The sequence below is a fragment of the Pseudomonas sp. ANT_H4 genome (assembly GCF_008369295.1).
Taxonomy (GTDB): domain Bacteria; phylum Pseudomonadota; class Gammaproteobacteria; order Pseudomonadales; family Pseudomonadaceae; genus Aquipseudomonas.
In genome coordinates this window covers 254,206-271,129 of record NZ_VOBG01000007.1, presented here as the reverse complement: position 1 = coordinate 271,129, position 16,924 = coordinate 254,206, and the positions used below count along the sequence as shown (strand labels likewise).

Sequence of the window (16,924 nt, the reverse complement as noted above, 5' to 3'; positions counted from 1 at the left end):
GCCCGTGCCAGCCAGTAGATAGGGCAGGGATCTACGGGGTCAATCGCAGCTGCGAGCTATTTAATCCCCCAACGCCTCCCCCTCACGCCGCGGATCAGCTCCACCACTCCACGACACCTTGCCCTGGACATCCCGCACCCGAACGATGGCCTGGGTGCCACTGGTCATGTCGATCTCGCTGAGGACGTGGCCCTTGTCCTTGAGCGCCTGTTTCAACTGCGGGCTGAACAATCCTTGCTCCAACTCGGTCGCGCCGTTGCGGCTGCCGAAGTTGGGCAGGCTGATGGCGGCTTGCGGGTCCAGGTTCCAGTCGAGCATGGCTACCAGGGATTTGCTGACGTATTCGATAATCTGTGAACCGCCTGGGGAGCCGACGGTAGCCAGCAGTTCGCCGCTTTGGCGGTCGAATACCAGGGTCGGAGCCATGGAGGAGCGTGGGCGTTTACCCGGCTCGATTCGGTTGGCGACCGGCTGGCCGTTTTCCTCGGGAATAAAGGAAAAGTCCGTCATCTGGTTGTTGAGCAAAAAGCCCTGGACCATGACGTGGGAGCCAAAGGCCGCCTCGACGGTGGTGGTCATCGACACGGCGCCGCCTTGATCGTCCACGGCCACTACCTGGGAAGTGGAGATGCGCAGCGGCGAGCGATCCGGCGCGTATGCCACCTCAATTCCAGCAGGCTTGCCGGGTTGGGCAATCCCCATGCTGCGATCACTGATCAAAGCGGCGCGGCTGGCCAGATAGTCGGGGGCCACAAGCCCGGCGGTCGGTACCGGAACGAAGTCGCTGTCGGCCACGTACAGGGCGCGGTCGGCATAGGCCAGGCGATCGGCCTCGGCGATCAGGTGGACGGCTTCCGGGAGCGGCTCCAGGCCTGCCGCTGTTGGCGTCTTCACCGGTTTCAAGGGGGCCAGCGCCAAACGTGGATCGCGGGCTTCTAATGCCTGCAAGGTGCCAAGGATCTGCGCAATGGCAATTCCGCCCGAAGACGGTGGCGGCATGCCGCAGACTTGCCAGCGTTTGTAGTCGGTGCACAACGGCGCGCGCTCCTTGGCGCTGTAGCCTTTGAGATCGCTCAGCGACAGGCTGCCGGCGTTGCTATTGCCCTGGACCTTGCGGGTGATTTCTTCGGCAATTGGGCCGAGGTAAAGAGCGTCCGGTCCTTCCTTGGCGATGCGTTTGAAGACGTTGGCCAAGGCTGGGTTTTTCAGCAGCGTTCCAGTGGCTTTTGGCGTGCCGTCGGTGTTGAGGAAGTAGGCGGCCATGTCCGGTGATTGGCTGATGTACCGGTCGGCGGCAATCAGGCTGTGCAGGCGTGGGGAAATCGGGAAGCCTTTTTCGGACAAGTTAATGGCCGGCTCAAACAACGTGGCCCACGGCAGGCGGCCGGTCTTTTTGTGTGCCATCTCCAGTGCGCGCAACACGCCGGGTGTGGCGACTGAACGGCCACCAATCTGCGCCTGAGGAAACGCCATCGGCGTACCGTCGGCCTTCAGGAACAAGCGCTTGGTGGAGCCGGCCGGCGCAGTTTCGCGACCGTCGTAGGCGCGTACCTGTTTACCGTCCCACAGCATGATAAAAGCGCCGCCGCCGATCCCGGAGGATTGCGGTTCCACCAGGGTGAGTACCGCTTGCATGGCAATCGCCGCATCAATGGCCGAGCCACCCTTGCGCAGGATTTCCCGCCCGGCTTCGGCTGCCAACGGGTTAGCCGCTGCAGCCATATGGCGCTCGGCGTGACGCACGCTCATATCGGTGCGATAGCCCGAACCCAACTCGGGGGCAGGCGGCAACTCAGGCGTGGTGGCGCTGTGGCAAGCGGCGAGGGTAAGAGCGGCGGCTATCAACGAGAGGGTGGTAAGCCTGTGATGATGAAAAATCGAAAACACGCGATGAACTCCGTTCATTTTGAGAATGATCTGTTGTCCCTAGGGTAACGCTCTACAGGTAAATCGTATCTTGCCTATACAGCACGGCCTTGCCGGAAATAATCACCCGATCGCCGCGCAATTCGCCGCGGCGCTTGCCGCCCTGCTCAGCGTGCAGCCGGGTTGCCACCAAAGGGGTGGTCGCTAAAGGCGTCAACTTGGTAGATGTCCAGTTTCACCGGGGCGCTCCGTCTGTTTGGGGAGGTCGGACACTAGCAGTGGAGGAGGGCGAGCGTCAAAATCCGAGAGGTAGTTGTTCGGTGCAACTTAAATTCATGTAGTTGCCTTGCACAACTAAATGCCCTGTTCAGATGAGGTGGCCCCTGTGAATGCTTTCCAACCGGATCTCATTGATCAAATCCGTTCGGCATCCCGACTCATGGTTCGAGAGCTGGGTTTCATGCAACCCAGGTTGGCGGAGACTCACTTACGCAAATGCATGCCGATTACTATTCCAGGCACGCCGAATTCGGCCAGCCCTTTGAAAGCCTGGTGGCATCGGACATGGCACAGTTGATGGGGCGCTTGTCCAATCCTCGCAACGAGGTGTGGACCGTATTGGACGCTGAGCGGATTGTCGGCTCGATTGCCATCGACGCTGAGGGCGAAAAGGGCGAGGCGATACTGCGCTGCTTTATTCTTGATCCATCGGCTCAAGGCCAGGGATTGGGTAAACGCTTGTTGAACGAGGCACTTACCTTTTGCGATGAGCAGAGGTTCCCCGTCGTGCGGCTTTGGACGTTCAAGGGGCTTGATGTCGCGCGCAAGCTCTATGAAGACGCGGGCTTTATTCTGGAATCGGAACAGGAAGGGCAACAGTGGGGCGCGCCGGTGATTGAGCAGTGTTTTGTAAGGCTGGGGTAATGCAGGGGTAGGGATTTTCTCCAGGCATAAAAAACGGCCTACCTTTTGGTAAGCCGTTTTTAGTACTTGGTGGTACACAGACATTTGAACTAGATAAGTAACATGCTGTATTTGTTGGTTATTTATGTGTTCGTATTTTAAAGGGATACACCAGGGGATACACGGCTCTATCTTCGATGCGCGATTGATGCTGGCCTCCGAACGAACCTAGGCCAGCAGATGACCCATAGAGGTTACCAGCGGAACGTGAGCAACTACCTGGAATCCGGGGGTTGGCCAAGCTGGGGAACCGACCATTTTCCGCTCCAGGGTGAACGACTCGTTCACCCCCTGCTCCGACCTACTGTCAGGTCGCTGGAAGCCCCGGTAAATACTTGACGAGCATCAAGCGCCAGCACACCACCTTTCACGCTGGCGGCGGCGTATTGCTTGGACTGCGGGCAATTTTAACGTGGTCTTTCGGCGAAAATCCGTCTAGTGCCTGTCTAGTATTACTTAGCGTTCTAAGGATTTATCTGGGTCGGTGTTTCACCACCCCATCCCGCAGGCTTGGGCCTGGCGATTGGTCGAGCAGTTACCTTTAGGGCCCAGTTTGGAATTTTTGACAACGCTGGTACCAGCCAAGCGGTGCGAGTGCCCGAAAAGCCATGAACTGCGTGGCTTTCAGCGTTCCCACTTGTGGGGGGGGGCGGAGAAATCCGTCAAGATCTGTCAAAAATTTCGTCAAGACTCCGTCAAGGATTATGGCCGCGTTTGCCTGGGGCGGCCGTGGGCCACTTGTCCCGAAAGTGACCGTCGCGGCCCCTCCCTGTTTCTGGACGAGGTAGCTTTCGGCCGCCTAGCCGATCCGCCGCCAGACCGTGCTGGCTTTGGCTCCTGGGCCGAGCTGGATGATCTGCGGCCTGTCCGGCTGTCCAGAGCCTGTCCAGAATCCGTCTGGGGTATGAGACGGCAAAGCCCGGCTCTTGACGGCCCCCGCATGGGATAAGCCTCAGACGCCCACCCGGCACCGGTTTCGTCTCATGCCTGTCTTACATTCCGACGAAGGGTGGACAGCGTAGCTAAAGCATCACAAAGGGCCGTCGATAGACCTCTATAGTTTATCCCCTGGTAAACGCAATCTACTGCTTGGAGTATTTATGTTCGGCTGGATCAGCAATATCCGTGTAGGTACCAAACTCAGTCTTGGATTCGGCCTGGTATTGGCGTTGACTTTTCTCCTTGCTCTCACCAGTTGGACAGCAATCAATGCTCTTGCTGAGCGCGGCGTCAAAGTACAGGACATCGCTCGTGTCAGCGAGATGACCAAGGACCTGCGAATTCATCGCTTGCAGATGGAGCTCAATCCTAAGGGGGACAGTGACCGGATGATCCTCCAGACGCTCGACGAACTGGCTGGGTATTTGAACACTGCTCGTGTCCAACTGACCGTGCCCAGCGATGCGGCGCTGATTGACCAGCAGATAGCCGCGGTCAGGGTGTATCGCGATGCCCAGGGCGCCTTAAGCCAGGCGGGAGCCGATCTGGCTCCGGTGTTCGCCCGAATAGGTGTGCAAGGCGATATCCTGCTCAATACCACTCAGCAGTTGATAGCGTCGCAATCCGCTAAGCGCGATGCCGATTCGTCTTTTGCTAAAACCTTGCTTGCTAGCATCGCTGCGCTGGCGTTGCTGCTCGGTGCCGTCGCGGCCTGGATCATTACCCGGCAAATCGTTACACCGTTGCAGCATGTCCTCAAGGACGTCGATCGTATTGCCTCAGGCGATTTGAGTCAGGATATGGAGGTCAATCGCCGCGATGAGGTAGGGCAATTGCAGAGAGGCCTGCAACAGATGACCACCAGCCTGCGTGAACTGATTGGCGGTATTGGCGCTAGTGTCATCCAGATTTCTAGCGCTGCCGAAGAGTTGTCAGCCGTCACCGAGCAGACCAGTGCTGGTGTGAACAGCCAAAGAGTCGAAACCGATCAAGTTGCTACTGCCATGAACCAAATGACCTCCACCGTGCAAGAGGTAGCGCGTAATGCTGAAGAAGCCTCTGACGCCGCGGCCGCCGCAGATCAGCAGGCTCGCGAAGGTGACAAAGTTGTTGGCGAGGCAGTGGCTCAAATCGAACGCCTAGCTATCGAAGTCGGCAACTCCACCGTAGCTATGAGTAATCTCAGAGAGGAAAGCAGCAAAATCGGCGGCGTGCTCGATGTTATTAAGGCGGTCGCCCAACAAACCAACCTACTCGCTCTCAATGCCGCCATTGAGGCCGCGCGAGCTGGTGAAGCTGGAAGAGGTTTTGCGGTAGTTGCCGATGAAGTTCGTAGCCTGGCGCAGCGTACCCAGCAATCCACCGAAGAAATTGAAAAGCTGATCTCCAGCTTGCAAAACGGCACTCAAGAGGTATCCGCCGTTATGGAGAACAGTCGTATATTGACTGATAGCAGTGTTGAGTTAACTCGTCGTGCTGGAACATCTCTGGAAAATATCACCCGCACGGTGTCTACAATCCAGTTGATGAATCAGCAGATTGCTTCAGCCGCTGAGCAGCAGAGCGCAGTGGCTGAAGAGATCAACCGTAGCGTGCTGAGCGTGCGTGATATCTCTGAACAAACCGCTGGCGCTAGTAATGAGACAGCGGCCTCAAGTATCGAGTTGGCACGCTTAGGCCAGGAACTTGACGTTTTGGTTAAGCGCTTTCGATTATAGGGCTGATCTAAAGCACTCCCCAATCAGTTAGCCGGTAGACGGATAGATTGAAGCTGACGCTGGTTAGCATTGCATTGCGCTGGTGATTACAGGGGGGCGTTTCACAAATTGGTTTAGCGCTTTACGCAACACCTCCGTGGGTTTGTTTTGCGAATGGCCAGGTTTCCAGTCAAAACGCCTGCTTTTGGTAGAAACCAATGCCCGGCACCCCATAATTGTTGATAACGGGTGGGTGACTGACGTTTGCCGAACACCTGGAAGACGTGACGCTCCAGGGCGCCGATGATTCGCTTCGCGGTGCCCGCATTCCAGTTGGTGAGACGTGAGGTCTACCACTCTCGCGCCAGTGGCTCGAATGTCTCGCCGGTGATATCCCTTTCCGCTTCCGTCCAGCTCGCGATACTCGTTGGCATCAGGCTCCAGGCCTGCATGCGGTATCGGAAAGGGGGCGGCGTTTTATCTCGGATCGCTTCATTTGGGCTTGTATCCCCTCGGTTCAATTATTTATCGAGGATGCACAGGGGGATACAAGGAGAGATAGCCAGAAACAAGAAAGCCCGCACTAGGCGGGCTTCTTGAGGTGATTCATAGACTGCTGTAGACGTCTATGGATCGGTACTTGGTGGCTACACAGGGACTTGAACCCCGGACCCCAGCATTATGAATGCTATGCTCTAACCAACTGAGCTATGTAGCCAAGTGGCGCGCATTATTCGCGTAGAACGATTATGCGTCAAGCCTTTTTGTTGAAATTTTATCTACGCTATCAACTGTTTATCGAAAATCGCCGGGTAAGGTGACGAGTGGCGGGGCCTTGGTCGTTCCTGTGCCAGCGCGCAAGGGCAGGCAATCCGAAGACAAACCAGCGAACCCTCCCGGCACAAGGCCGAAAGTTTCTCTAGGAAACGTCCCGCAAAATATAGCGATTTTCCTTGCTGGCTTTTTACAAGCCGTGGCGGCAGTACTAACTCATCAACTCGTTAGCACCCTAAGGGGATGGCAATCCTGCAGCGAAAAGTGGCACATTGTCGCACCTGCGCCTGTGCATCCATCTGCTGTACGGAAACCTTCTTCATGGCTCTGAGCAATTCCCAGCCCACAGTGGCTACGGCGCCTGCCGCCGGGCAATCCAGCCCATTGGTCATGCGTGTCATTGGCGCGGTGGCGCTGGCGCATTTGATCAATGACTTGATCCAGGCGGTGTTGCCGTCGATCTATCCAATGCTCAAGGCCAGTTATGGCCTGACGTTCACCCAGGTCGGGCTGATTACCCTGACGTTCCAGCTCACCGCGTCGCTGTTGCAGCCGTGGGTGGGGTATTACACCGATCGCCATCCCAAGCCGTTCCTGTTGCCATGTGGAATGGTGTGCACCTTAATCGGGATTCTGATGATGTCCCAGGTCGGTAGTTTCCCGATGATCCTCGTTGCTGCGGCGATGATCGGTGTTGGCTCCTCGACGTTTCACCCGGAAGCTTCCCGTGTGGCGCGCCTGGCTTCGGGCGGGCGCTATGGCCTGGCGCAGTCGACGTTCCAGGTCGGCGGTAATGCCGGTTCCGCCTTTGGCCCGTTGCTGGCGGCGGCGATCATCATTCCGTTCGGCCAGGGCAATGTGGCCTGGTTTGGTTTGTTCGCGGTGTTTGCGCTGGGTGTGCTGTATGCCATCAGTCGCTGGTACCGCAACCATTTGAACCTGTTCAAGCTTAAGCAAGGTCAGGCGGCGACTCACGGCCTGTCCAGGGGGCGCGTACTGAGCGCACTGGTGGTGTTGGGGCTGCTGGTGTTTTCCAAGTACTTCTACATGTCCAGTATCACCAGCTACTTCACCTTCTACCTGATCGAGAAGTTCGACCTGTCGGTGGCCAGTTCCCAGTTGCACCTGTTCCTGTTTCTCGGTGCGGTGGCGGCGGGGACGTTTTTCGGCGGGCCGATTGGCGACAAGATCGGCCGCAAGGCGGTGATCTGGTTCTCGATCCTGGGCGTTGCGCCATTCACCTTGCTATTGCCCCATGCCGATCTGTTCTGGACCAGCGTGCTCAGTGTGGTGATCGGCTTTATTCTGGCGTCGGCGTTTTCGGCGATTGTGGTTTACGCACAGGAGTTGGTGCCGGGGAACGTGGGGATGATCGCCGGAGTGTTCTTCGGTTTGATGTTCGGTTTTGGCGGGATTGGTGCGGCGCTGCTGGGGCACCTGGCTGACATTCACGGCATTGAGTACGTGTACACGCTGTGCTCGTTCTTGCCATTGTTGGGGGTGTTGGCGATTCTATTGCCGCGTTCGAAACAGGCGTGATACCTGAGTCTTGACCCAGGGGGTATTGCTCCGTCCCTGGGCCATACCTCTCCTATCGGGAAGCGTGGGACTGTGTCACCCGTTTGAGCTGTTCGCGCGCGCGGGACAGCCGGGAGCGTACGGTGCCGATTGGAATCGCCAGCACATCGGCGGTGTCCTGGTAGCTGCCGTCGGTTTCGAGTGAGGCATACAGAGTGTTGCGCATTTCTACCGGCAGACCTTTGATGGCGCTGAGGGTCTTTTCCAGCCGGCGGTTGATTTCGAATTGCCACCCCAGATCCTGCCCTTCGTCCTGGCCGTGCCAGAGCGATTCATCAAATTCGCAATGCACGGGCTTGGCGTACAGACGGCGAAAGTGGTTGCGGATCAGGTTTTGTGCAATGCCACACATCCAGGTGCTCAGGGCGGCCTGGCCGCCGAAACGCTCTTTGTTGCGCCAGGCTTCAAGGTAGGTCAACTGCAAGATGTCATCGGCATCTTCGGGGTTCAGGACGCGCTTGTGGATAAAACTGCGCAGCTTTTTCTGATGCTCGCCCGGTAGGTCGAGCATGGCTTGAGGTGAGACAGGAGAAGTAGGTTCTACATCGGAAGAGTTATCCATTATTTTTTCCTTAGGGTAATCGCTATCGAAATGGTTTCGATGGGGACTCCCTAAGCACCGGCTGTGCCAATCGCATTAATTGTTTAATGTATTGATATTAATAGTTATTTTTTTTGTTTTTTAGGCGTGAAATGTAAAAACTTGCACAGGGCTGATTAAAACCGTGCCAGTTATTACACGCGCAAGAAAATGTGCCAGGGGTTGGAACTGTTCAGGAGTGGCTCACCACACAGGAGCACGAAATCTAACTCCCGGCGCCTTTATGAAAGTTGATACATCCCACAGCGATGCGCAAAAGCTTCAGCAGCTCAATCCTGCTGTTGCAATCCCCTTGGCACGTGGGCAATCGGCGCAGGTTGCACAGCACAATGCCGCCGAGGAAGTCGGCATGCTGTTCAGTCAGCAGATGGAGCGCAGCAGCAAAGGTCTGGATCAGCGTCAGTTGAGGCTTGCCCGTACGGAGAACCGGGTTCAAAAAGTCGAGCAGTTGGCACAGCTGTATGAGCAGTTGGGGCACCCTGGGCAAGCGAGCTTGGAGCATATGGTGCGCCAGGCGCGGATTCAGTTGCTGCAGCGGCCCAGTGCCGAGAACCTGCTGGGGCTGACTGGGGATGATCCGGCTCGCACCCATGTGGTGTTGCAGCAGGTCAGTGCTCAGGCCCAGGCCGAAGGCCGCACTCATGAGGCCGATCTGGCCCGCGACTTTCTTCAGCAAATGCATACGCTCTATGCTCCGCAGATTCAGGCGGGGCTCAATATTGCGCAGTCGCTGCAGGTGGCCAGCGATGATCCGGCTCTACGCCAGGCCGTTCGCCAGTTGTACTACGCAAGCGTGGTGGTGCGCCAATCCCTGGCGACCATGATGCAGGCGCTATTGGGGCTATTTGGTGGCGAGCAGTTCAATGCCGGGCTGCAAGTGATGCGCCGGACCCTCGCCGATGATGTCGCCGCCCATACCCCTTCATTGCCCATCGCCAAGCTGCGCACATTGTTGTTGGGATTGCAGGCGTGCGGTCAGCTCAATGGGGTGTTGTGCAGTTGTCGGGAGTTGTGCCGGCGATTGGTTTCCGAGCATCCACGCAGCGAACAGGATGCCATTACGCTGTTGCAGCGCTTGTTGGGCTACGCCAGTACGGGCATCGCGCCCAACGAAGTGTTACGTCTTGGCAGCGAACTGGGGGGCGAGAGCCCGTCCGCGCAACTGGTCTCGCTCAACGTCCTTTATCCGTTGATTCAGCGTCTGCCGTTGTCCCTGTGGCGAGACGAACGAAGCCGCCAGGAAACCCTGCACAATTTTCTGATGCTGATGGATGAGCGTACGACGGCCGAAGGGCGCGCCACGTCCCGCCTGGTAGCAGCAGCGCAGTGACTACACTTCAATGGCTGAACACGGTACTGCTGACCGTTGCGCGTCGAGCCGACGTGCTGGGGGCGGTCGTCGTGCTGGCCATCGTCTTCATCTTTATCGTGCCGTTGCCCACCTGGTTGGTGGATATCCTCATTGCCCTCAATATCTGTATCTCGTGCCTGTTGATCGTGTTGGCGCTTTACCTGCCGGGGCCACTGGCCTTTTCGTCCTTTCCTTCGATCCTGCTGCTGACCACCATGTTCCGGCTGGCGCTGTCGATTGCCACCACCCGACTGATCCTGCTGGAACAGGACGCCGGTGACATCGTCGAGGCATTTGGCAACTTTGTGGTGGGCGGCAACCTGGCAGTGGGGTTGGTGATTTTCATGATCCTGACCATCGTCAACTTCCTGGTGATCACCAAGGGTTCGGAACGCGTCGCTGAAGTGGCGGCCCGTTTCAGCCTCGACGCGATGCCCGGCAAGCAAATGTCCATCGACAGTGACTTGCGTGCCGGCTTGATCGACGGCAACCAGGCCCGTAACAAGCGCGAGCAACTATCCCGGGAAAGCCAGTTGTTCGGGGCTATGGACGGGGCTATGAAGTTCGTCAAGGGTGATGCTATCGCCGGGCTGGTGATCGTGGTGATCAACTTGTTGGGTGGGTTTTCCACCGGCATGTTCCAGCACGGGATGAGCGCAGGGGATTCCATGGCGCTGTATTCGGTACTGACGATCGGCGACGGGCTGATTGCACAGATTCCGGCACTGCTGATATCCCTGACTGCCGGCATGATCATCACCCGAGTTGCGCCGGATGGCGCAAACAAGGGCGCCAATCACATAGGCGCTGAAATTGCCCGGCAGATGACCAGTGAACCCAAGAGCTGGATGATCGCATCGGTCGGCATGTTGGCGTTCGCCGCACTTCCCGGGATGCCGACAGTGGTCTTTATTGTTATTTCGTTGATGACCGGTGGCCTGGGCTATTACCTTTCCCGCAAAAAAACACAGGACGACCAATTCGAGGCATCGACGGCGCAGATCGTGGCGCCGGAAAAAAACGGCGAGGAAGATTTGCGTGGTTTTGATCCCTCCCGCCCGTACTTGTTGCAGTTCCCCTCTACACGCTTGGGAGATCCGAGTGTGACAGCACTTATTCAGGCGATTCGCCAAACCCGTAATGGCATCGTTACCAGCGTCGGATTGACGCTGCCGCCTTTTGAGATTGAATACAGCCCGCCGCTGGCCGACGATGAATTTCGCTTCTGCGTGCATGAAGTACCAATGCTCAAGGCGACGCTGACCGAGCGACTGGCCGTGCAGCGCGAGGCGTGTGCCGACGAACTCATCGATGGCATCAGGGGCCTTGCAGAGCGAGATGAGCAAGATTGGCTGTGGCTGCATCCCGATGATGCCCTGCTGGGTGATGAGCATTTGGAACGGATTACCGCGCAGGATCTGATTATCGAGCGCATGCAGCGGGCGATGATGGTCAGCGGGCCACAGTTTCTCGGTATTCAGGAGAGCAAATCGATCCTTAGCTGGCTGGAGTTCAACCAGCCGGAGCTGGTTCAGGAGCTGCAACGGATCATGCCGCTGTCGCGCTTTTCTGCGGTATTGCAGCGCTTGGCCGGTGAGGGCATACCGCTACGGGCGGTGCGGTTGATTGTCGAGGCGTTGATTGAGTACGGCCAACATGAGCGTGAGCCCGAAGCATTGGCTGACTATGCCCGGATCGCCTTGAAATCACAGATCTACCACCAGTACAGCGAAGAAGACGGTTTGCATGCCTGGCTGTTTTCGCCATACACCGAAAACGTTTTCCGTGAAGCGCTGCGCCAGACCCAGACCGGAGTATTTTTTGCGTTGGACAATGAGCACAGCGCGCTGCTGATCAGCCTGTTGAAAGAGGCGTTTGTCTTGCGATCCAAGACCAAGAGCGTGCTGTTGGTCGCGCAGGATCTGCGCAGTCCCTTGCGTGCTTTGTTGCTGGAGGAGTTCAACCATGTGCCGGTGCTGTCCTTTGCCGAGCTGACGAATGCCGCGAAGGTCAAGGTGCTCGGTCGGTTTGACCTAGGTCAGGACGGCTTGCAGCACGACTCCGTGGCGTGAATCCAACGACAGAGGGCCTGATCATGTTCGAGTTGCGAGTACTCAATGGTTTGCACCAGGGCGCCGCATTACCTCTGTTTGGGGAGCAATGGTGCATTGGCGCCAGTGTGGACGCCGACCTGGCTCTTTACGATCCGGGAATTGCACCCCGTCATGTGCATCTGCTGTGTGTCGCCGATCAATGGACGGTGCAAGCGCAAGAAGGCCTTTTGCAGGATGCTGGCGGTCAGGTTTTGGCTCAAATCGCGGATATTGCGATCAATATGCCCTTTACCATCGCGGGTGTTCGACTCTATGTGGCCTCTGCCGATCAACCCTGGCCCGAGGAACCGGAGCCCGTTTACGTGCACCGAGTGGAGGTGCCTGAACAGCCGGAACCCGAAGCGGCCGTGCCGTCGATTCTTCAACAAAGACGCGTCATGGGGATTCTGGCGATTGTGGCCCTGATCATCATGGCGTTGGGGATGACCTCCACCGATGAGAGTCAGCCACAGGCGTCGCTGATGCCGGTTGTTGGGCAAAAGCCCGAACTGACCAGCTCTTATGAGGTGCGCCAGCAACTGCTGAAGATGCTGAGTGAGCGTGAACTGGGTCATCGTTTTGCCCTGGAAATCATCAATGGGCAGGTGATGATCGACGGTACAGCGTCCAGGGACGAGGTGGCGCTGGTTTCGCGGATGCTCAACCGTTTTCAGGAGCAGTTCGACACACCGGTTCCCGTTATCAGCCGGGTGCGTGAGCGCAACACCGATCTGCCGTTCAGGATTGTGCAAATTGTCGGCGGCAAGAATGGTCATGTCGTCCTGGCAGAAGGGCGTCGGTTGTTTCTGGGGGATGAAATAGACGGTTTGCGATTGACCTCCATCGACAACAACAAGGTGGTGTTTGACGGTCCGCAGCGTTATGAGGTCGGCTGGTGAACCACTCCTTCACAGAGCGGCTTGACTCCTGGCAGCAGCGCCAGTCTGCCAGGCTGGCAGGCTATGCGCCGGTCACGGTGCGTGGGCGCATACAACGGGTCAACGGCATGTTGCTGCAATGCCGCTTGCCTGCGTCGTGCATCGGCGATTTGTGCCTGGTGGAGAAGGTCGGTGAAGACAGCATGCTGGCGGAAATTATAGGTTTCGATCATCAAGACGCGGTACTCAGTGCCCTGGGCAACCTGGAGGGTGTACGAGTGGGCGCCAGCGTGCAGCGCCTGGGTATGCCCCACCGGGTACGGGTGGGTGATGACTTGTTGGGGCAGGTGCTCGACGGGTTCGGTAGACCCATTGCCGGCATCGGCCCCAGCGCGTTTGCGGGCGCCGATACACAAGAGGCGAGTGCGGTGTTGTGCGAGGCGCCGTTGCCCACCGAGCGTCCGCGAATCAGCCGGGCGTTGCCCACGGGCGTGCGTTCGATCGATGGCCTGTTGACCCTGTGTGAGGGCCAGCGGGTTGGCTTGTTCGCCGGTGCGGGGTGCGGCAAGACCACCTTGCTGGCGGAAATCGCCCGTAACGTTGATTGCGATGTGATCGTCTTCGGCCTGATTGGTGAGCGTGGCCGGGAGCTGCGCGAATTTCTCGATCATGAACTCGATGATCAATTACGCGCCAAGGCAGTGCTGGTGTGTGCCACCTCTGACCGGTCCAGCATGGAGCGTGCCCGCGCGGCCTTTACCGCCACGGCCTTGGCGGAGGGTTTTCGGCGCAAGGGGCAGCGGGTCCTGCTGCTGATTGATTCCCTGACTCGGTTCGCCCGCGCCCAGCGCGAAATCGGCCTGGCTGCCGGTGAGCCGTTGGGTCGCGGCGGCCTGCCGCCCTCGGTCTATAGCCTGTTGCCACGCCTGGTGGAGCGCGCGGGGCTGACCCGTCAGGGTGTCATCACCGCCATCTACACCGTGCTGATCGAGCAGGACTCCATGAACGACCCCATCGCCGATGAGGTCCGCTCCCTGCTGGACGGCCACATCGTGCTTTCACGCAAACTGGCTGAACGCGGCCATTACCCGGCGGTGGACGTGTTGGCCAGCCTGTCGCGGACTCTCAGCAACGTGGCCGAGCCTGCGCACATACAAGCGAGCACGGCACTGCGGCGGTTGTTGTCGGCTTACCAGCAGATCGAACTGATGCTCAAACTGGGTGAGTACCAGGCCGGTGCTGACGCCCTGACTGACCTGGCGGTCGAGAGCCGGCAAGCGGTCGATGCCTTTTTGCGGCAGGACTTGAGGCTGCCTTCACCGATGGAGTCGACCCTGGATCAACTGAGTGAGCTGACAGCTTATGTTCCCTTTTGAGATAGACACCTTGCGGCGTTTGCGCAGGCACCGGGCCGACCGCGCCGAGCGGGCCTTGCGTGAGGCGAAAGGAGCCCACAAAGCCCTCCTGGCCAAGGTCGAGCAGGCGCAAGAGGCGCTTGAGCAAACCCGCCTGGAGGAAACCCGGCAAACCGCAGAACTGGCGAATCAGCGTCAAGGGCAGGTGGTTTCGCTGCAAGACCTGAAGGCCTGGGGTGCCCAGGAGCGCAAATTATCGGCTGGCACGGCCCGTGATGAGGGGCAACTGCAGGCCTTGTACCAGCAACAGGAGAGGCAAGTGGCGCATATCAATACTGCACAGAAGCAGGTCACCCAGTGCCTGCGCGAAGTTGAAAAACTTCAGGAGTTGGCCGTGCTACTGGCCGAGGAAACGCCATGACACAACTGTTTGTCAGCAAGCAGGAGCGTGCACGCGTGCGCGAGTCTCAGAACGAGATCGTGCCAGGACAGGGCCTCGTTGTGTCCATGGAATCGAGTTTATTGTTTGCTCAGTATTTTGCCGACGATGGCGGGGAAGGCGGTTACACCAGCCAACGACCTTCTCAGGCAGGGCAGGCCGATATTGCAACGATTGATACCTTGTCCGAGCAGTTGGAACTTCGCCTGAGCGGCGTATCCCAGTGGCCTCTGCACGCCGCCATCTACCTGCCGCGCCTTGGGCGGATCAATGTCAGCGCCAAACATGAGAACCAGTCCTGGGAGATTGACCTGGAGGCGGAAGAAGAACGGACCTCGATCTGGCTCACCGGCTCCCGGCAGGCCTGTCAGGACAGACTGTCCAAAGGCCTTGGGCATCCCGTCAGTTTACAGGTGGCACAAGTGAACCCAGCATGATGTTGCCTGCCTTGAAATTGCCAGCTGTCGATGGGGCCAAGGTCGCGGCGCGGCGTCGTCTGGGGCGCGGGCTACGCCTGCCGTTTCAGGTGGCCGACCAGTGCGGTGAGCTGCTGCTGGAGCCTGGGCCCGCACCGGCTGGCCGGGGGCTGCTTTCATTCGAGACCGCTCGTGGGGTGCTGACGTTCAGTGAGCCAAGCGCGGTGCTGAGTCTGTTTGGTGAGTGCCCGGTGGTGCTGGCCGAGGCCGGCAACGATCCGGACTCCTGGTTCTGGGCGTTGTTCCAGCACAGCCTGAGCCCCCAGTTGCTTGACGTGTTCGGGTATCTGCGACCGTTGGGGCAATTGCAGCGCAAGACCTTTGGCTGTCGACTCACCGTGGTGCTGGGCGCATCCAGGGTGGTTGCGCGTCTGATACTGGCGCCGGCCAGCCTGCTGGCGCTGTGCGATGCCGCGTTATGGCGGCCGATGAGCGGCCCATTGCCCGACTCGTTTCCCCTCTGCGTACCGGTGACTCTCGGACGCCTGCAACTGCCCATCACACAGTTGGGCACCGTGCGCCCGGGAGATGTGCTGCTGCTGGAATCCCCATTCTTCAATGCCCAGGGTGATGGTCAATTGCGCCTGGGGCACCACCGCCTGCAAGGGCGCATTGACGATGAAACAGGCGCTCTGCGCCTGACCCTATTTTCTATCGAGGAAGCGACTGTGGGCGAAGATTATGGGGACAGTTCCCAGGGACAGGGATGGGACGAACCCGGTGATCAGGCACGCGACGAGCCGCTGGTTGATGTCTTTGGGCATGAGCCGTTCGATGAGTTGTCGATGGCCCTGACCGTGCGCTGCGGCACCCTGCAGCTGACCCTGGGGGAACTGCGGCAGTTGGCGCCGGGCGCAGTGTTGGGTATTTCAGGTTATGGGCCGGGGATGGCCGGGCTTTATTACGCAGACCGTCCCATTGGTCATGGGCAGTTGGTGGAGGTGGATGGGCGCCTGGGGTTGCAGCTGTCACGGGTGATCTTTTCCCGATGAGTATTCAAGGACTTGATCCCCTTCTGCTGGCGCTGTTCCTCGGTTCGTTGACGCTGATGCCGATGCTGTTGATCATCTGCACGGCATTTTTGAAAATCGTTATCGTGCTGATGATTACCCGCAACGCCATCGGCGTGCAGCAGGTTCCACCGAGCATGGCCTTGAACGGGATCGCGCTGGCAGCGACTCTCTTTATCATGGCCCCCGTGGGCTATGAAATCGGGCAGATCGTCAAGGTGTCGCCGCTGGACACCACCAGTGTGCAGGCGTTTCAGGAAACCGGGCTGGTTGCGATAAAACCACTGCGGGCCTTCATGTTTCGCAACACCGATCCGGACCTGCTGACCCACCTTCATGAAAATACCGCGCGCCTGTGGCCGCCCGAGATGGCGCAGAGCACCGAGCGCGATGACTTGATCCTGCTGATGCCGGCGTTTGTTCTGTCACAAGTGCAGGCAGGGTTTGAAGTCGGCTTCCTGATCTACATTCCGTTCATCGTCATCGACCTGATTGTCTCCAACCTGCTGCTGGCACTCGGCATGCAGATGGTCTCGCCCATGACCATCTCACTGCCCCTCAAGCTGCTGCTGTTCGTTCTTGTATCGGGGTGGTCGCGGCTGCTCGACAGCCTCTTTCTTTCCTTCCTGTGAGTGAAACATGGACCCTATTCAGCTGTTCAAACAGGGCATGTTGCTGGTGGTGGTACTGTCGGCTCCACCACTGATTGTGGCGGTGATTGTCGGGGTGCTGACGTCCCTGGTCCAGGCCCTGATGCAGGTGCAGGACCAGACGCTGCCGTTCGGGATCAAGCTGGTGGCCGTGGGTATTACTCTGGCCGTGACGGGACGCTGGATCGGTGTGGAGTTGATCAAGCTGATCAATCTCACCTTCGACATGGTTGCGCGTTCAGCGCTCTGAGGAA

The 16,924-nt window shown here is 58.4% G+C and carries 13 protein-coding genes, 1 tRNA gene and 1 pseudogene; 12 read left to right on the top strand and 3 right to left on the bottom strand.

The features are described from left to right. Window positions 1–60: 60 nt before the first annotated feature. Window positions 61–1,905, bottom strand: coding sequence for a gamma-glutamyltransferase (gene ggt, locus FQ182_RS12095; protein ID WP_178114435.1), 1,845 nt, complete (start codon window positions 1,903–1,905; stop codon window positions 61–63). A 447-nt stretch (window positions 1,906–2,352) separates the two neighbouring features. Here ggt and FQ182_RS12085 point away from each other — a divergent pair. Both FQ182_RS12085 and FQ182_RS12080 read left to right on the top strand, forming a co-directional pair. Continuing rightward, a pseudogene (locus tag FQ182_RS12085) lies at window positions 2,353–2,790 on the top strand (GNAT family N-acetyltransferase); the annotation flags it as partial. 1,139 nt (window positions 2,791–3,929) lie between these two features. Then, window positions 3,930–5,486, top strand: coding sequence for a methyl-accepting chemotaxis protein (locus FQ182_RS12080; RefSeq protein ID WP_149411776.1), 1,557 nt, complete (start codon window positions 3,930–3,932; stop codon window positions 5,484–5,486). 620 nt (window positions 5,487–6,106) lie between these two features. Here FQ182_RS12080 and FQ182_RS12070 read toward each other — a convergent pair. Continuing rightward, window positions 6,107–6,183, bottom strand: a tRNA-Met gene (locus FQ182_RS12070). Between the two features lie 377 nt (window positions 6,184–6,560). Between FQ182_RS12070 and FQ182_RS12065 the strand changes: the two genes are divergently transcribed. Continuing rightward, entirely contained in the window at window positions 6,561–7,778 is a 1,218-nt protein-coding gene (locus FQ182_RS12065) for an MFS transporter (RefSeq protein ID WP_149411775.1), read from the top strand. Window positions 7,779–7,830: 52 nt separating this feature from the next. Here the strand turns inward: FQ182_RS12065 and FQ182_RS12060 are convergent, their stop codons facing one another. After that, entirely contained in the window at window positions 7,831–8,379 is a 549-nt protein-coding gene (locus FQ182_RS12060; RefSeq protein WP_149411774.1) for an RNA polymerase sigma factor, read from the bottom strand. Between the two features lie 262 nt (window positions 8,380–8,641). Here FQ182_RS12060 and FQ182_RS12055 point away from each other — a divergent pair, with 262 nt between their 5' ends. The 9 genes from FQ182_RS12055 to sctS are packed head-to-tail and all read left to right on the top strand — an operon-like array spanning window position 8,642 to window position 16,920. Beyond that, the gene (locus tag FQ182_RS12055) at window positions 8,642–9,748 is read left to right on the top strand and encodes a TyeA family type III secretion system gatekeeper subunit (protein WP_149411773.1); all 1,107 of its coding nucleotides are present in this window, start codon (window positions 8,642–8,644) and stop codon (window positions 9,746–9,748) included. Then, a complete protein-coding gene (sctV, locus tag FQ182_RS12050; protein WP_149411772.1) occupies window positions 9,745–11,841 on the top strand; it encodes a type III secretion system export apparatus subunit SctV in 2,097 nt (698 codons plus the stop codon). Before FQ182_RS12055 ends, sctV begins: the two co-directional genes overlap by 4 nt. 23 nt (window positions 11,842–11,864) lie before the next feature. Continuing rightward, window positions 11,865–12,761: an FHA domain-containing protein gene (locus FQ182_RS12045; RefSeq protein WP_149411771.1), complete on the top strand. Its 897-nt coding sequence runs from the start codon at window positions 11,865–11,867 to the stop codon at window positions 12,759–12,761. Beyond that, window positions 12,758–14,116 carry a FliI/YscN family ATPase gene (locus FQ182_RS12040; protein ID WP_149411770.1) on the top strand — a complete coding sequence of 453 codons (1,359 nt, stop codon included), beginning with the start codon at window positions 12,758–12,760 and terminating at the stop codon, window positions 14,114–14,116. Before FQ182_RS12045 ends, FQ182_RS12040 begins: the two co-directional genes overlap by 4 nt. Beyond that, entirely contained in the window at window positions 14,103–14,516 is a 414-nt protein-coding gene (locus FQ182_RS12035) for a YscO family type III secretion system apparatus protein (RefSeq protein WP_149411769.1), read from the top strand. The genes FQ182_RS12040 and FQ182_RS12035 overlap by 14 nt, the downstream gene beginning before the upstream one ends. Further along, window positions 14,513–14,971 carry a type III secretion system HrpP C-terminal domain-containing protein gene (locus FQ182_RS12030; RefSeq protein WP_149411768.1) on the top strand — a complete coding sequence of 153 codons (459 nt, stop codon included), beginning with the start codon at window positions 14,513–14,515 and terminating at the stop codon, window positions 14,969–14,971. Before FQ182_RS12035 ends, FQ182_RS12030 begins: the two co-directional genes overlap by 4 nt. Continuing rightward, on the top strand, window positions 14,968–16,002 hold the full coding sequence (locus FQ182_RS12025) for a FliM/FliN family flagellar motor switch protein (protein ID WP_149411767.1): 1,035 nt from the start codon (window positions 14,968–14,970) through the stop codon (window positions 16,000–16,002). The genes FQ182_RS12030 and FQ182_RS12025 overlap by 4 nt, the downstream gene beginning before the upstream one ends. After that, window positions 15,999–16,652: a type III secretion system export apparatus subunit SctR gene (gene sctR, locus FQ182_RS12020; protein WP_149411766.1), complete on the top strand. Its 654-nt coding sequence runs from the start codon at window positions 15,999–16,001 to the stop codon at window positions 16,650–16,652. Before FQ182_RS12025 ends, sctR begins: the two co-directional genes overlap by 4 nt. 7 nt (window positions 16,653–16,659) lie before the next feature. Then, entirely contained in the window at window positions 16,660–16,920 is a 261-nt protein-coding gene (gene sctS, locus FQ182_RS12015) for a type III secretion system export apparatus subunit SctS (RefSeq protein WP_133101935.1), read from the top strand. The last annotated feature ends 4 nt before the right edge of the window (window positions 16,921–16,924 follow it).

Excerpts from the sequence above, each read along its gene's own strand:
- FQ182_RS12055 (WP_149411773.1), top strand. The coding sequence starts at position 8,642 with ATGAAAGTTGATACATCCCACAGCGATGCGCAAAAGCTTCAGCAGCTC.
- FQ182_RS12080 (WP_149411776.1), top strand. The coding sequence starts at position 3,930 with ATGTTCGGCTGGATCAGCAATATCCGTGTAGGTACCAAACTCAGTCTT.
- sctR (WP_149411766.1), top strand. The coding sequence starts at position 15,999 with ATGAGTATTCAAGGACTTGATCCCCTTCTGCTGGCGCTGTTCCTCGGT.
- sctS (WP_133101935.1), top strand. The coding sequence starts at position 16,660 with ATGGACCCTATTCAGCTGTTCAAACAGGGCATGTTGCTGGTGGTGGTA.
- ggt (WP_178114435.1), bottom strand. The coding sequence starts at position 1,905 with ATGAACGGAGTTCATCGCGTGTTTTCGATTTTTCATCATCACAGGCTT.
- FQ182_RS12025 (WP_149411767.1), top strand. The coding sequence starts at position 14,968 with ATGATGTTGCCTGCCTTGAAATTGCCAGCTGTCGATGGGGCCAAGGTC.
- FQ182_RS12065 (WP_149411775.1), top strand. The coding sequence starts at position 6,561 with ATGGCTCTGAGCAATTCCCAGCCCACAGTGGCTACGGCGCCTGCCGCC.
- FQ182_RS12060 (WP_149411774.1), bottom strand. The coding sequence starts at position 8,379 with ATGGATAACTCTTCCGATGTAGAACCTACTTCTCCTGTCTCACCTCAA.
- FQ182_RS12030 (WP_149411768.1), top strand. The coding sequence starts at position 14,513 with ATGACACAACTGTTTGTCAGCAAGCAGGAGCGTGCACGCGTGCGCGAG.
- FQ182_RS12045 (WP_149411771.1), top strand. The coding sequence starts at position 11,865 with ATGTTCGAGTTGCGAGTACTCAATGGTTTGCACCAGGGCGCCGCATTA.
- FQ182_RS12035 (WP_149411769.1), top strand. The coding sequence starts at position 14,103 with ATGTTCCCTTTTGAGATAGACACCTTGCGGCGTTTGCGCAGGCACCGG.